The organism is Enterococcus mediterraneensis (genome assembly GCF_900604485.1).
Lineage (GTDB): Bacteria > Bacillota > Bacilli > Lactobacillales > Enterococcaceae > Enterococcus_C > Enterococcus_C mediterraneensis.
In genome coordinates, this window is record NZ_UWOP01000001.1 from 320,057 (window position 1) to 335,505 (window position 15,449).

Here is a 15,449-nt window from a genome sequence, read left to right on the forward strand (position 1 = left end):
TGCTAAAGGAATAACGTATGTGAACGCTTGAATTTATTTTTCGTCTATTTTAATAAAATCATTTTATTTGACAAAAAAGTCGCAATCTGTATTGATACAGATTGCGACTGATGCATATAACTATATAACAGTTTGATTTGACTCGATCGCCGGATCTTTTATTTCTTGGACCTCAATGATTGTGCCGCCTTGTTTTTCATCCATAACAAACGATCCGTTGGAGGTTCGATCGCTGACAGGATAATCATTGGTATTGATTTCCACTTGTTGTCCTTTTTGATTTTGAACAATCAATTGGCGATTTTCACCTGATCCCATGTAAACGATACGATGCGGGTTCTTTTTCAATTCTCGTAGAACCATCAATCCCCGTTTTGCTCGTCCTAACTGATTCAATTCCTGTGCCAGCATGCGTTTGACAGCACCTCGTTGGGTAACGATGACTATCGGTGTATCTCCTTCAGAATAAACCAGCAGTCCGCCTGCAACCTCATCATCGTCTTTTAGGTTCATTGATTTGACCCCTGCGGCTTTCGGACCGATAACCGGAACTTCTGCTAATGGATAGCGCAATCCAAAACCGCGGTTGCTGACTAAAAAGACATCCATCGCATCATCTTGTGTCACTAAGAAACAGTTGATCAACTCGTCTTGCGCGTCTTTGAATTTGACAACGGACAACGGGCGACTCTTATACGTCCGCCACGGTTCGAATTCAGTCATCCGAGTTTGCTTGATCAAACCTTTTTTAGTGATCATCACAAAATTCTTTTGCGGATCAAGTTCTTTATAAGTGAACACCGCTAAAATCGATTCGTCCATTGAAAGATTCATCATTGTCTGGGAGATATGTTCACCGATGTCCTTCCATTTCAGATCAGGAAGCTCATGGACTGGACGATAAATCATGTTGCCGCGGTTGGTCACGATCAATAAATGATCCAACGTGTTGACTTGTTGTGTGAATAAAACAGCGTCGCCATCTTTCATTCCCAGCTCATTTGGCTTCGAGGCGCTGTATGAGCGCAAGCTGCTGCGTTTGATATACCCGTCATGAGTGATAGCTACAACAACATCTTCTTGTGCCACCAAGACTTCTGTTTCGATCTTGATCTCTTCGATCTTATCTTGGATCTTCGTTAGACGAGGATTGCCGTATTTCTTTTTGACTTCCCGCAATTCTTTTTTGATCACTTTCAGCAATTCTGATTCATTATTCAAGATCTTGATGCGATCAGCGATATATTCCTGCAGGTCCTTGGCTTCTTTTTGCAGTTGAGTGATATCCGTATTCGTCAAACGGTACAATTGTAACGTCACGATCGCTTCTGCTTGCTCTTCAGTAAATCCATGATGGATCACTAAATTGTTTTTCGCGTCTTTTTTGTCTTTACTGCCGCGAATCGTTGCGATCACTTTGTCTAAGATCGACAAAGCTTTGATCAAGCCGTCAACGATATGCTGACGTTTTTGGGCTTTATCCAATTCATAGCGGCTGCGTTTTAAGACTACATCTTTGCGATGTTCTATATAGCTTTCCAAGATCCGTTTCAAGCCGACTTGCTGCGGACGCATCTCATCAATAGCTACCATGTTGAAATTGTAATTGATCTGCAGTTCAGTATTTTTGAATAAATAATTCAAGATACCTTCCGCATTGACATCTTTTTTCAATTCAACAACGATCCGCAAACCGGTCCGATCGCTTTCATCCCGAACTTCTGCGATCCCTTCCACTTTCTTGTTCAAACGGACCTCATCCATTTTTTTCACTAATGTCGCCTTATTGACTTCATAAGGAATCTCTGTGATGACGATCTGTTGTTTATTGCCTTTCATGTCTTCGATCCGTGTTTGTGAACGTAAAATCACTTTGCCGCGTCCAGACTCGTAGGCTTTTTTCAGTTCTTCTTTACCTTGTAAGATACCGCCAGTAGGAAAATCCGGTCCTGGAATAAATTCCATCAGTTTCTCCAATGACGCATTAGGATGATCGATCAGATAGATGGTACCGCTGATCACTTCATCTAAATTATGAGTAGGAATCTCTGTGGCATACCCGGCAGAGATTCCAGTCGAACCGTTGACCAGCAGATTTGGATATTTAGCCGGCAGTACAGTCGGTTCTTTTTCGGTATCATCAAAGTTCCAAACAAGATCTACGGTATCTTTTTCGATATCTTTCAGCATTTCTCCGCTGAGTTCTGATAAACGAGCTTCCGTGTACCGCATGGCAGCCGGCGGATCACCATCCATGCTCCCGTTGTTCCCATGCATTTCGATCAAAACTTCGCGAAGTTTCCAATCTTGGCTCATGCGCACCATTGCTTCATAGATACTGCTATCGCCGTGAGGATGGTAATTCCCCATGATGTTCCCGACAGATTTCGCTGATTTGCGGAATCCTTTATCGTAGGTGTTGCCGTCTTTGTTCATGGCAAATAAGATTCGGCGTTGAACAGGTTTTAATCCATCCCGGATATCCGGCAATGCCCGTTCCTGGATGATGTATTTTGAATAACGGCCAAAACGATCGCCCATCACTTCTTCTAATGTTAATTCTTGTATATCGTGTTGATGTTCCAAGAAGGGCACCTCCTATTCATCAAATAAATTGTTTTCTTTGACTTCATTTATTTCGTTTGTTTCATTTTCTTGTTTTTTTGATTCTTCAAATTCAACTGGAACAGCTTCCGTTTCATTTTCTTTGCGTTCCAAGATACTGCCTTCTTCTTCCAAAGTAAATTGGACGTGACGCTCGATCCATTTCCGGCGCGGTTCAACTTTATCACCCATCAATGTGGTAACCCGGCGCTCTGCTTGTGCCGCGTCATCGATCCGCACTCGGATCAGTGTACGGGTAGCTGGATCCATTGTCGTTTCCCAAAGCTGTTCGGCGTTCATTTCCCCCAACCCTTTGTAGCGTTGCAGCATGTAGCCTTTGCCGACTTTTTTCGTAACAGCGGCTAATTCTTCATCTGTCCAAGCATATTCTACTACGGCTTTTTTTCCGACACCTTTTGACACTTTATAAAGAGGCGGCAGTGCAATATATACTTTACCGGCTTCGATCAAAGGTTTCATGTAACGATAGAAAAATGTCAAAAGCAATACTTGGATATGGGCGCCGTCGGTATCCGCATCGGTCATGATAATGACTTTATCGTAGTTGCAATCTTCGATGGAGAACTCTGGGCCGACACCTGCACCGATGGTATAGATCATCGTATTGATTTCTTCATTTTTCAAGATATCTTGCATCTTGGCTTTTTCGGTATTGATAACTTTCCCCCGCAACGGCAGGATTGCTTGGAATTTCCGATCGCGGCCTTGTTTTGCTGATCCGCCGGCAGAATCTCCTTCCACCAGATAGAGTTCATTGCGTTTAGGATTTCGCGATTGTGCTGGAGTAAGTTTACCAGATAACAGCGATTCGCCCTTCTTGCGTTTTTTCCCGCTGCGGCTTTCTTCCCGGGCTTTACGGGCTGCTTCTCGTGCTTCTCGTGCTTTGACCGCTTTGCGCACCAGCATTTGGCTCATTTCGCTGTTTTCTTGAAGGTAAAAACCTAATTGTTCGCCGATCACATTGTCGACAGCATTTCTAGCGATTGGTGTTCCTAATTTTTCTTTCGTTTGTCCTTCAAACTGCAACAGGTTCTCCGGTACACGGATCGAAAGGACCGCCGCAAGACCTTCACGAAAATCACTGCCCTCAAGATTTTTATCTTTTTCTTTCAAGATCCCTACTTTGCGGGCATATTCGTTATAGGCTTTCGTCATAGAAGCTTTCATCCCTGCTTCATGCGTCCCGCCGTCTTTTGTGCGGACATTGTTAACAAAAGATAGGACATTTTCAGAATACCCGTCATTGTATTGATAAGCGATCTCGACTTCGATCCCTTCTTTTTCTCCTGAAAAATAAACGACTGGTGTCAGTGTATCTTTTTCTTCATTCAAATAAGAAACGAACTCTTTGATACCTTCTTCAAAATGAAATGTCTCGCTGACTTCTTCCTCACGACGATCTGTCAAAGTGATTTTTACGCCCCGCAACAAGAATGCTGACTCTCGCAAACGTTCCGCTAAAATCTCATAAGAGAATTTTGTCGTGGAAAAAATCGTATCATCTGGTAGAAAAGTTACTGTCGTTCCATTTTTCTTTCTGGTCTTGCCGATTTTTTTCAATGTGCCGGCTGGTTTGCCGCCATTTTTAAATTCCTGCTGATATTCGACACCGTCACGGACGATCGTGACAGTCAGCCATTTAGATAGTGCGTTTACGACACTGGCACCGACCCCGTGCAATCCGCCGGAAGTTTTATAACCGCCTTGTCCGAATTTTCCTCCAGCATGGAGCACTGTAAAAATGACTTCTACAGTCGGGATCCCTGAACTATGCATCCCTACCGGCATCCCCCGACCGCTATCGGCTACAGTGATACTGTTGTCGTGATTGATCGTTACATTTATTTCATTCCCATAACCTGATAATGCTTCATCCACCGCATTATCAACGATTTCATATACTAAATGATGCAGACCGCGGCTATCTGTTGAACCGATATACATTCCGGGTCTTTTACGAACGGCTTCTAATCCTTCTAAGACTTGGATCGAAGCGTCATTATATTCGTTGGTTTTCTTTTTTGCCAAATTCAACGCTCCTTCATTTGAACTGTGCTTTTTATCGCACCATTTTCTATGATACTCTAAAAACAGCGTGAAAAAAAGAGAGAAGCAGATTTTTTTCATCCTCTCTCCCTTACTCACCAACGCTATTATTTCCTACATTTGCTAAACTGTTCCAGTTTAAATTTTTCCTAATTCAATCTTGATGCATCGGTCCATTACAATATCATTTCTACCGGCAGATTGCAAGATTTCTGCTGCTTCTTCGTTTTCGATCCCCAGCTGTGCCCAGAAAACTTTCGCATCAGTCTCTAAAAAGTCTTGTGCGATCGCAGGAAGAAATTCGCTGCGGCGGAAAATATCCACGATATCGATGTGTTCTGGAATATCTTGCAGACGATCATAAACTTTTTCTCCTAAGATCTCTCCTTCAACCACAGGATTGACTGGAATGATGCGGTATCCTTTTTGCTGTAAGATCTCAGCGATCCGATAACTTGTTCGATCTGGATTGTTGCTCAAACCTACCACTGCGATCGTTTTGGCTTCATGCAGATAGTTAGCGATAGTTTGTTGATCAGGATTTTTAAATGTCATTTTCGTCACCTCATTTGTTTTTTTGGTTCCTTTTATTCCTTTTTTTAGTTGTTCCGCTTTTTTATTCATGCTAAAATTGCTCTAGTTACCTGAAGAGAGGATTATCATGAAACTTATTATTTTGTTACTTGCAGCATACCTGCTAGGTTCCATCCCGTCCGGTGTATGGATCGGCAAAATTTTCTATCATAAAGACATCAGAAAATACGGAAGCGGTAATATGGGGACCACCAATACATTTCGTGTATTAGGAAAAACCGCCGGCAGTGTCGTTTTCATCTTGGATGTGTTAAAAGGTGCTTTAGCAACTTACCTGCCTGTACTTTTCGGTTTGTCTCACTCCATCAATCCCTTATGGTTTGGAGTATGTGCGGTCATCGGCCATACATTTCCGATTTTTGCCGGCTTTAAAGGAGGAAAAGCTGTCGCAACCAGCGGCGGTATGCTTTTAGGCTACAATCCGATTTTCTTCCTTTATTCGATCATTATCTTTTTGGTCGTACTTTTCTTGACCAGTATCGTCAGTCTGACCAGCATGATCGCGGCTGTCTTAATCACACTATCGACTGTCATCTTGCCGTTTGTTGCTCCAGGGATTTTACCGAAGCAAAATTGGCTGCTGACTTTCATCGCATTAGGGATCACGATCTTTATATTCTATCGACACCGAGAAAACATACAACGGATCAAAAACGGTACGGAAAGCCGCGTGCCTTTTGGACTGAACAGCAGTCGAAAAGATAAATAAGTAAGCCTTTGAGACCTGAAAATAAGTATTCAAGCTAAGAGATATCCAAACGACCCACTATTCTTGCAAAAGCAATCTACAATTATGACAGATCAGCTTTTGCAGATACGAGTTGGAGCGTTTGGATATATTTGTTTAGCGGTGACTTATGGCTTGGTCTCAAGGCTTTTTTATTTTACAGTGATAGCGTATTTTGTTTGGAATTTTTCTCGCCCAGCTAATTGCTGAATTCCTAGTTTTTCTACTAGTTCACCAGAAGCAGTCAGTGTATCCGCCACGCCTACCCATGGTTCAATACAAACAAACGGCGCTTCTTTTGGTGAAGGTGACCAAATCCCTACATAAGGCATATCGTTGTAGGTCACTGTCACTGAATGAGGTGAATAGTCGCTGCAGATTGAAATAGAATTCAATCCTTTTGTTTCATAGATCAGCGCGTCATTTTTAAACAATTCATGGCTTAAACCGATATTGGTGTTGGTTTGTCCAAGTGTCCGCTGATCCATATTGATATAATTGCCTTCCAACGGCAAAATCAAACGAGATTTTCTTGGTGAAAAGGCTAGATAATAATCTTCAAAATTCAATTTAGGATCTAGCGGTACATTGAATGCCGGATGTCCGCCAATCGAAAACAGCATCTCTTCTTCACTGGTGTTCAGGACTTCATAACGGATCTGAATCCCTTCGCCTCCCAATTCGTAATGCACATACAGTTCGAAGTCAAAAGGGTAATTTTCCCGTGTTGCTTCCGAACTGGTCAATCGGAAACTGGCAGTATCCGTTGTCTGGTCGATTACTTCAAAATCCATGTTGCGGGCAAAACCATGCCGCGGCAAGGTATAGGTTTTGCCTTGGTAGGTATATTGATCGTTTTTAAGCGCTCCAACGATAGGAAACAGTAACGGTGCGTGTTTGCCCCAGTATTCCGGATCACCTTTCCAAATATACTCTAAATCATGAGCTTTGCTCTTTAAACTTTGAAGCTCTGCCCCATGTTCCGCGATAACTGCGATCAACTGATTGTTTTCAATAGTGACAGACATTTCTTTCCCTCCTAGTAGGCGTGTTTCGTTAATTCTTCTTTGAATCGGTCGTTTAACACCCGAAGATAAGTCCCTTTCATTCCTAATGAACGTGATTCGATAATACCAGCAGATTCCAATTTACGCAAAGCATTTACGATCACAGATCGAGTGATCCCGATTTCATCAGCGATATTAGAAGCTGTCAAGCGTCCTTCGTCTCCTTCTAATGCGTCAAAGATCGCTTGTACTGCTTTTAACTCGCTGTAGGACAACGTGTTGATAGCCATCTGTACTGCAGTCGCACTGCGGACGTCTTCTTCGATGCTGCGGGATTTTTGATACAAGAATTGCATCCCTACCACTGTTGCACCATACTCTGCCAATACAAGATCTTCATCATCAAATGAAGCGTCGATACGCGCTAAAATAATAGTTCCTAAGCGTTCACCAGCTCCAAAGATCGGAACGACTGTTGTCAATCCGTCTGGATATTGTTCCCGGGTTTCAATCGGAAATGCCGTCATGTCGCTGCTGATGGGAATATTGGCTTCTGTTTTACCTAAATGATCTACTGTATCGGTGTAGCTTTTAGGGAATTGTTTTTCTACAAACATATTTTTTACACGATCGTTGTTCACATCATGCTTTTCATTGAAGCCCAATAGTGCACCTTCGCTACTGATAATATACGTGTTGCTGTCTAAAATATCCCCCAAGCTCATTGCCATCTTATCGTAGGGCAATTCCGCGTTCATATCAAAGGTATTTTTTTGTTGCAGTAATTCATTGATACGTCTCGTTTTTTCCAATAAAGTTGTCATTTTTTACTCCTCATCTCCTTATAAAATGTAACGACTTAAATCTTGATCTTCCACAATAGAACCCAGTTTTTCATCTACATAGCTTTCTGTAATGGTAATTTCACCCATTTGCATATCAGAAGCTTCAAACAACAAATCTTCTAGTAGTTTTTCCAAAATAGTGTGAAGACGGCGTGCTCCGATATTGTCGGTATCGCGATTGACGTCAAAAGCGATTTGTGCGATGCGTTGGATCGCTTCGATAGTAAATGTTACTTTGATATTTTCTGTTTCCAACAAGGCGATATATTGTTTGACCAGCGCATTGTTTGGTTCGGTCAAAATCTTGACGAAATCTTCTGCTGTCAGGTCTTCCAATTCTACACGGATTGGGAAACGTCCTTGCAATTCAGGGATCAGATCACTTGGTTTGGATAAATGGAAGGCTCCGGATGCGATAAATAAAATATGATCTGTTTGAATCGCGCCGTATTTCGTGTTCACTTGCGAGCCTTCTACGATTGGCAAGATGTCCCGCTGTACTCCTTCACGAGATACTTCACCGGATTGTTGGGATTTTGATGTGATCTTGTCGATTTCATCAATAAAAATGATCCCATTTGATTCTGCCAGACGAATCGCTTCGCTGTGGATGTCCGCTTCGTTGACCAATTTTGAAGATTCTTCTTGGATCAATAGTTCGCGAGCTTCTTTGACGGTTACTGTCCGTTCAATCTTCTTCTTCGGCTTCAACGCCCCTAATGTTTCATTCAAATCGATTCCCATTTGCTCCAATCCGTTGTTCATCATTGGCGCTGCTGTCTTTGGCTCGTCGATTTCAATGGTTACTTCACGATTATCCAGAAGTCCTTTTTCCAATTGTTCAAAAATCGCTTGACGGTTGGTTTTGATTTCTTCTGTCAATTCTTCTTTTGGCTCGTCATTTTGGTTTTGCGACGCTGAAAAGATGTTCATCATCTGTTCGTAAGGATTCGAAGATTGTTTTTGTTCTTTTTTGATTCCTGGAACCAATACCTTTACGAGACGGCGGTTGGCTTTTTTAGAAGCTCTCGCGTACACTCGGCTGTATTGTTCTTTTTGTACGATCTGGATGGCATTTTCCACAAGATCTCGGACCATCGACTCAACGTCACGGCCGACATAGCCGACTTCGGTAAATTTCGTTGCTTCTACCTTTACAAAAGGCGCTTGAACGATTTTTGCCAAACGGCGGGCGATTTCAGTTTTCCCGACACCAGTCGGTCCGATCATCAGCATATTTTTGGGAGTGATCTCTTGCTGCATGCTTTCTTCCAGCTGCAAACGGCGATAACGATTCCGCAACGCCACAGCGACTGATTTTTTCGCCGCTTGTTGTCCGACGATATATTGATCTAATTCTTTCACGATTTCTCTTGGTGTTTTGTTCATAGATTGCATAAAAAATCTCCTCACTACATTTCTTCGACAATGATATTGTGATTGGTAAAAACACAAATATCAGCGGCAATATTCAACGCATTTTCAGCGATTTCTTTAGCGGTCATCTCGTTGCTGTAAGTTTTCATCGCGCGGGCAGCAGCTAAAGCATAATTCCCGCCGGAACCGATCGCTAAGATGCCATCATCCGGTGCGATCACTTCACCTGTACCGGAAACCAGCAGCATTTCTTTATCGTTCATCACGATCAGCATCGCTTCTAATTTTTGCATCGCTTGCTGCGTGCGCCATTCTTGCGCCAATTCAACCGCTGCTCTTTGCAAATTGCCGTTGTATTCATTCAGTTTTCCTTCAAATTTTTCTTCCAAAGTAAAGGCATCGGCGACACTGCCGGCAAAACCGACTACCACTTCGCCATTGTAGATACGGCGGACTTTACGGGCAGTTCCTTTCATGACGACTTGTTCGCCCATTGTAACTTGACCGTCTCCAGCCATCGCAAATTTTCCATCTTTTTCAACTGCACAGATCGTAGTTGAATGAAATTGTGATTCCATTGATTCTTTTCCTCCTAAATTAAGCTCTCGGGTGAAACTGACGATAATTTTTTTGTAAGCTTTCTTTTGTGACATGTGCGTAGATTTGTGTGGTGGAAAGATTGGCATGTCCCAATAATTCCTGAACGGTGCGCATATCGGCTCCGTTATTCAATAGATGTGTAGCAAATGTATGGCGCAGCATATGGGGGTGGATCTTGCTGTCCAAACTGCTTTTTTTTATGATTTGATTCAATACGTATTCGATACCAGTAGGGGTGATCGGATCACCTAAATGATTGATAAAAACGAAAGAATGCGTTTTCTTTTTTTTACTCATCAACTGGGATCGTCCGTTTTCGATATATCGTTTCAGCGCTTCTTGGGCAAAAGACCCAAACGGCACGTAACGCTCTTTATTCCCTTTCCCATGGATCAATAATACCTCACCGAACCAGTCGATATCTGAAATCTGAAGTCCTGCGCATTCACTGACCCGCAGTCCTGATCCGTACAAAATCTCCAACAGCGCACGGTTCCGTTGATCTAACGGTTTTTCACCGGCAACACTGTCAAACAACGCCGCCATCTCTTTTTCATAAAAAAAGCGCGGCAGTTTTCCGGTACGTTTCTTTAAGTGAATGTAAGTAAAGGGATTTTCCTCAATCACTTCTTGTTTCAGCAAGTATTGATAAAACGAACGCAGACTGGCGATTTTACGGCTGATCGTATTTCGGCTGTATTCCCGTTCGTTCAAAAAACTTAAATACACACGAACGTCACGATGATCGATAGTCAAAAAATCACTATCTCCAGAAGTTTTCAAAAATTCAAAAAAATCTTCAAAATCTTCTTGATAGGCTTTTTGGGTATTCTCAGAATAGCCTCTTTCTACGATTAAATAACGATAGAATTCTTGCGGCCAATCCTTTTGTCCCATTTTCATCCCCTCTTTTCTGGTTCGAAACAACTTTAGCATACTCGTAAAAAAAAAACAAACTAGTTGTCGGAATTTAAACAATATTTTTAAGTTTTCTCACAATTTACACAATTTATTCACAATTAGCCTCAGATAAAACGAAAATAAAATGAAAACAGGCATAAAAATACCCGAACGCTAGTCGATGAGATCAATACGGAAGCCCCCTTGACTCCTGTCATAACACAGAAACCGTCTCTCTAACATTCGGATATTTTATTTTGAGCTTTTTTGATTTTATTTTCAGCTAAATTTCATTTTGGACTTGCTCAAGAGCAGACAATGCGCGATGAGCTAAAGTTTCATAGCGGAGCTTTTTATCTTTGATACGCTCAGGGAGATCTGGAAGCAATCCAAAGTTCGCATTCATTGGTTGGAAATGTTTGCCTTCTGCATGAGTAATATAATAAGCCATACTGCCGAGCACTGTTTCTTGCGGGAATGTGATAGGCTCTTCATCTTTTGCAAGACGTGCAGCATTGATCCCTGCCAACAATCCGCTGGCAGCACTTTCTACGTAACCTTCAACACCAGTCATTTGTCCGGCGAAAAACAGGTTTTCCCGTTTCGTTGATTGATATGTCGGCTGCAGTAATTCTGGCGAGTTCATGAAACTATTGCGGTGCATCACACCATAACGGACAAATTCCGCGTTTTCTAATCCCGGGATCATTTGGAAGACACGTTTTTGTTCTCCCCATTTCAAATGAGTTTGGAAACCAACGATATTATATAAAGACGCCGCCGCATTGTCTTGTCGCAGCTGGATGACTGCAAAAGGACGCTTACCGGTTTTAGGATCTTCTAATCCAACTGGTTTCATCGGACCAAACAGCATGGTTTTAGGACCGCGGGAAGCCATAACTTCGATGGGCATACAGCCTTCAAAATACTTTTCTTTTTCGAATTCTTTTAGCGGTGCGACTTCTGCACTGATCAGCGCATCACGAAAAGCATTGAATTCTTCTTCTGTCATCGGACAGTTGAGATAAGCCGCTTCTCCTTTGTCATAGCGTGACTTCAAATAAACTTTATCCATGTCGATCGTTGATTTGTCGATGATCGGTGCTGCCGCATCATAAAAGTAAAAGCCGTCGGAATCATTGAAAGCTTTGATCGCTTCCGCAAGCGGTTGAGAAGTCAATGGACCAGTAGCGATCACAGTAATCCCCTCTGGAATTTCAGTGATTTCTTCTTCGATCACAGTTACATTGGGATGCTCTTTGACACGTTTCGTCACCAGCTCAGAAAAAGTGTCGCGGTCTACCGCCAATGCGCCGCCGGCCGGTACCGCTGTTGTATCAGCGGAAGTTACGATCACTGAGTTTAACCGGCGCATTTCTTCTTTTAAAACACCTACTGCATTTGCTAAACTGTTTCCTCGCAAGGAATTTGAACAGACCAATTCAGCGAAATTTTGGGAATGATGTGCTTCCGTCGATTTTTTAGGGCGCATTTCATAAAGTTTCACTGGCACGCCTGCTTCAGCTATTTGCCAAGCTGCCTCGCTTCCGGCAAGCCCCGCACCGATTACATTTACTGTTTGTGTCATACTCGTCCTCTTTTCTACATTAGTAACATTGATTTATCGAGAGAATTCTCGCAACAGCGTCTGCTATTTTTGGATATCTTCTTCGTAGTCGCCATTGACACAGACGATTTGTTTGCCGCCTTTGACTTTCTTTTCAACAAGATATTTTCCGCATTTCGGACAATTCCGGCCGACTGGTTTGTCCCATGAAGTAAAGTCGCAATCGGGATAACGAGAACAGCCATAAAATAGCCGGTTTTTCTTAGATTTCCGTTCGATGACTTGCCCTTTATGACAGACTGGACACTCTACACCGATTTCTTTGACGATTGGTTTTGTATTCCGACAATCCGGGAAATTGCTGCAGGCATAGAACTTGCCGTAACGTCCCAGCTTGATGACCATTGGATTGCCGCAGACATCACAGTCAAATCCAGCAGGCTCGTCTTTGATCTGGATTTTTTCGATTTTTTCTTCCGCATTTGTCAATTCTTTTTCAAATGGACGGTAGAAACGATCCACGACTTTGACCCATTCCTCTTTTCCTTCTTCGACACCATCCAAATCTTTTTCCATTTGAGCGGTGAAGTTGACATCGATGATCTGCGGGAAGAATTCCTCGATCAATGTATTGACGATCTCACCAAGTTCTGTCGGCTCAAACCGTTTTTGCTGCAACTTCACATAATAACGGCGTTGGATAGTTTCCAATGTCGGCGCATAAGTTGAAGGACGTCCGACACCTTTTTCTTCCAAGGTACGGATCAATGTCGCTTCACTATAACGTGCAGGTGGTTGGGTAAAATGCTGTTTCGGTTCGATCTGTACGGATTGAACAACATCACCTACTGCCAATTCAGGAAGGATATTTTCTTTTTCTTCTTTGCCGTCGTCCCGACCTTCGACATAGACTTGCATAAACCCTTTGAATTTGATCTTAGAGCCGTTAGCAATGAAGATCACACCGTTTTGTTCCAGTGTAACTTTCATCGTATCTAAAACTGCCGGTGTCATTTGGCTGGCGACAAAACGTGACCAGATCAGTGTATATAATTTCAACTGATCTTTGTCCAGGTATTGTTTTATTTCATCCGGAGTTCGCAACACGCTTGTAGGACGAACAGCCTCATGGGCATCTTGAGCACCTTGGGCATTTTTTACTTTGCGTTTGCCGTGGGCCGCAAATTCTGGACCGTAAGTTTTTTCAATAAATTCTGCGGTTTCTTCTTTAGCAGTTTCCGCGATCCGAGTTGAGTCTGTCCGCATGTAGGTGATCAAACCGACCGTTCCTTGTTTGCCTAAAGCGATCCCTTCATAAAGCTGTTGGGCTACCATCATGGTTTTACGGGTACGAAAATTCAATTTGCGTGCCGCTTCTTGTTGCAGACTGCTGGTAGTAAATGGCGCTGCAGGATTGCGTTTGCGTTCTTTTTTCTCAACTTTTTTCACGTCATAATCTTTGCCATCTAAACGATCCGTGACTTCTTTGATACTTTCAGCATTCGGCAGTTTTTTCTTTTTGCCGTCGATACCCCAGAAACCGGCTTTGAACTTCTTAGTTCCTTTTTTGAAATTGCCGTCGATCGACCAATATTCTTCAGGAATAAATTGACGGATCTCTTTTTCCCGATCAATGATCATTTTCAACGCGATGGATTGCACACGACCTGCGCTCAATCCTTTTTTGACTTTCCGCCAAAGGATCGGACTCAATGAGTAGCCGACTAAACGGTCCAATACGCGACGAGCTTGTTGAGCATCCACTAGATCCAAGTCAATACTGCGAGGTTCTTTAAAGGCTGCTTTCACCGCGTCTTTGGTGATTTCATTGAAGACTACGCGGTTTTTATCTTTCAGGTCCAATCCTAAAAGATAGGCGAGATGCCAAGCGATAGCTTCTCCTTCTCTATCCGGGTCACTTGCCAGAAAAACTTTTTCCGCTTTTTTAGCGGCGCTGCGCAATCCTTTGATGACATCGCCTTTTCCTCGGATCGAAATGTAATGGGGTTCATAATTATTTTCTATATCGATCGCCATTTTACTTTTTGGCAAATCGCGGATATGACCGACACTCGCTACAACTTTGTAGTTTCTGCCGAGATATTTCTCGATCGTTTTTGCTTTTGCAGGCGATTCCACGATCACCAGATATTTATATGCCATGAATAAAAATAGCTCCTCTCTTAACTTTTTCTACTATAATATATATCGTTTTTTAAACTTCGATCTACATACAAATCGTAGCTTATCATATCCATTAGAAAAACGTTTGTCAAGAAAGGCGAAATACTTTTAATCAAAATTCGGCAGTTCATCGAAAATATCTGCGGCTGTCACTACACATTTGGCACCGTCTTGAATCAAGCGGTGGCAACCGTTTGAGCGTCCGCTGATCACTTCTCCCGGAAAGGCGAAAACTTCTCTTCCAGCATCTAATGCTAATTGCGCAGTGATCAAAGATCCGCTGCGCTCTTTCGCTTCGATCACACAAACACCGTGACAAAGCCCGGCGATGATCCGATTGCGCATGGGAAAATGAAACTTCTTGGCTCCTGTGCCTTCTGGATATTCGCTGATGATCAGATGGTTTTCCCTCATTTCTGAATAAATCGGAAAAACCTCTCGCGGATAACAGCGATCCACGCCTGTACCGATCACTCCGATCGTATAGCCTTCTGCTTGGATCGCCGCGTGATGGCTGTAACTGTCGATACCCTTTGCCAATCCGCTGATGATGGCATAATTTTTTTGGACGACTTTCGGTACAAAGCGTTCGATGATCCGGCGACCATATTCTGTCGCGTCCCGAGCGCCCACAAAAGCCATCAAGGGCAATTGCAGCAGATCGATATTCCCTTGATAAAAAAGAATCAATGGCGGTTGCGGAATTTGTTTCAGCAGAACAGGATATTCCGGTGAAAAATAAGTCACAAATTGCTGACTGTTCATTTTTTGTTGAATAAATTCCTTAGTCATTTTCCGCCAAGATTCTTTCACGACAGGTGTATATTTCGTCGCGCCGATGATCTCGATCACTTCATTAGGAGTAAAATCAAATCGCTGGAATTTTACAGCAAAATCCACCAGCTGCCATTTTTTGATGATCCCGATTCCTTTACAATAAGTCAGTTTGAATAATAGTTCTTCTAATGTTGTCAAAA

12 protein-coding genes are annotated in these 15,449 nt (G+C 42.7%); 1 reads left to right on the plus strand and 11 read right to left on the minus strand.

All coding sequences use genetic code 11. The annotated features are described in order from the left end of the window. Nucleotides 1-120: 120 nt before the first annotated feature. From parC to EFB00_RS01530, 3 genes are all read right to left on the minus strand, one after another. The gene (gene parC, locus EFB00_RS01520; protein WP_122645177.1) at nucleotides 121-2,586 is read right to left on the minus strand and encodes a DNA topoisomerase IV subunit A; all 2,466 of its coding nucleotides are present in this window, start codon (nucleotides 2,584-2,586) and stop codon (nucleotides 121-123) included. 12 nt (nucleotides 2,587-2,598) lie between these two features. Beyond that, nucleotides 2,599-4,653, minus strand: a complete 2,055-nt coding sequence (parE, locus tag EFB00_RS01525) for a DNA topoisomerase IV subunit B (protein WP_122647013.1) — start codon at nucleotides 4,651-4,653, stop codon at nucleotides 2,599-2,601. 156 nt (nucleotides 4,654-4,809) lie between these two features. Further along, nucleotides 4,810-5,226, minus strand: coding sequence for a CoA-binding protein (locus EFB00_RS01530; protein ID WP_122647014.1), 417 nt, complete (start codon nucleotides 5,224-5,226; stop codon nucleotides 4,810-4,812). A gap of 106 nt (nucleotides 5,227-5,332) precedes the next feature. On the opposite strand from EFB00_RS01530, the gene plsY reads away from it, so the two are divergent. Continuing rightward, nucleotides 5,333-5,974 carry a glycerol-3-phosphate 1-O-acyltransferase PlsY gene (plsY, locus tag EFB00_RS01535; protein ID WP_122645178.1) on the plus strand — a complete coding sequence of 214 codons (642 nt, stop codon included), beginning with the start codon at nucleotides 5,333-5,335 and terminating at the stop codon, nucleotides 5,972-5,974. A 170-nt stretch (nucleotides 5,975-6,144) separates the two neighbouring features. Here plsY and EFB00_RS01540 read toward each other — a convergent pair whose 3' ends face one another. The 8 genes from EFB00_RS01540 to dprA form a co-directional block, all read right to left on the minus strand. Further along, nucleotides 6,145-7,020, minus strand: coding sequence for an aldose 1-epimerase family protein (locus EFB00_RS01540; protein WP_122645179.1), 876 nt, complete (start codon nucleotides 7,018-7,020; stop codon nucleotides 6,145-6,147). Between the two features lie 11 nt (nucleotides 7,021-7,031). Next, nucleotides 7,032-7,823, minus strand: coding sequence for a GTP-sensing pleiotropic transcriptional regulator CodY (codY, locus tag EFB00_RS01545; protein ID WP_122645180.1), 792 nt, complete (start codon nucleotides 7,821-7,823; stop codon nucleotides 7,032-7,034). 18 nt (nucleotides 7,824-7,841) lie between these two features. Then, nucleotides 7,842-9,242: an ATP-dependent protease ATPase subunit HslU gene (hslU, locus tag EFB00_RS01550; RefSeq protein WP_122645181.1), complete on the minus strand. Its 1,401-nt coding sequence runs from the start codon at nucleotides 9,240-9,242 to the stop codon at nucleotides 7,842-7,844. A 14-nt stretch (nucleotides 9,243-9,256) separates the two neighbouring features. Further along, a complete protein-coding gene (gene hslV, locus EFB00_RS01555) occupies nucleotides 9,257-9,799 on the minus strand; it encodes an ATP-dependent protease subunit HslV (RefSeq protein WP_122645182.1) in 543 nt (180 codons plus the stop codon). Between the two features lie 19 nt (nucleotides 9,800-9,818). Next, nucleotides 9,819-10,718, minus strand: a complete 900-nt coding sequence (xerC, locus tag EFB00_RS01560) for a tyrosine recombinase XerC (RefSeq protein WP_122645183.1) — start codon at nucleotides 10,716-10,718, stop codon at nucleotides 9,819-9,821. Between the two features lie 286 nt (nucleotides 10,719-11,004). Continuing rightward, nucleotides 11,005-12,309, minus strand: a complete 1,305-nt coding sequence (gene trmFO, locus EFB00_RS01565) for an FADH(2)-oxidizing methylenetetrahydrofolate--tRNA-(uracil(54)-C(5))-methyltransferase TrmFO (protein ID WP_122645184.1) — start codon at nucleotides 12,307-12,309, stop codon at nucleotides 11,005-11,007. Nucleotides 12,310-12,372: 63 nt separating this feature from the next. Next, nucleotides 12,373-14,451: a type I DNA topoisomerase gene (gene topA, locus EFB00_RS01570; protein WP_122645185.1), complete on the minus strand. Its 2,079-nt coding sequence runs from the start codon at nucleotides 14,449-14,451 to the stop codon at nucleotides 12,373-12,375. Nucleotides 14,452-14,580: 129 nt separating this feature from the next. Then, on the minus strand, nucleotides 14,581-15,447 hold the full coding sequence (gene dprA / locus EFB00_RS01575) for a DNA-processing protein DprA (RefSeq protein ID WP_122645186.1): 867 nt from the start codon (nucleotides 15,445-15,447) through the stop codon (nucleotides 14,581-14,583). Between the last annotated feature and the right edge of the window lie 2 nt (nucleotides 15,448-15,449).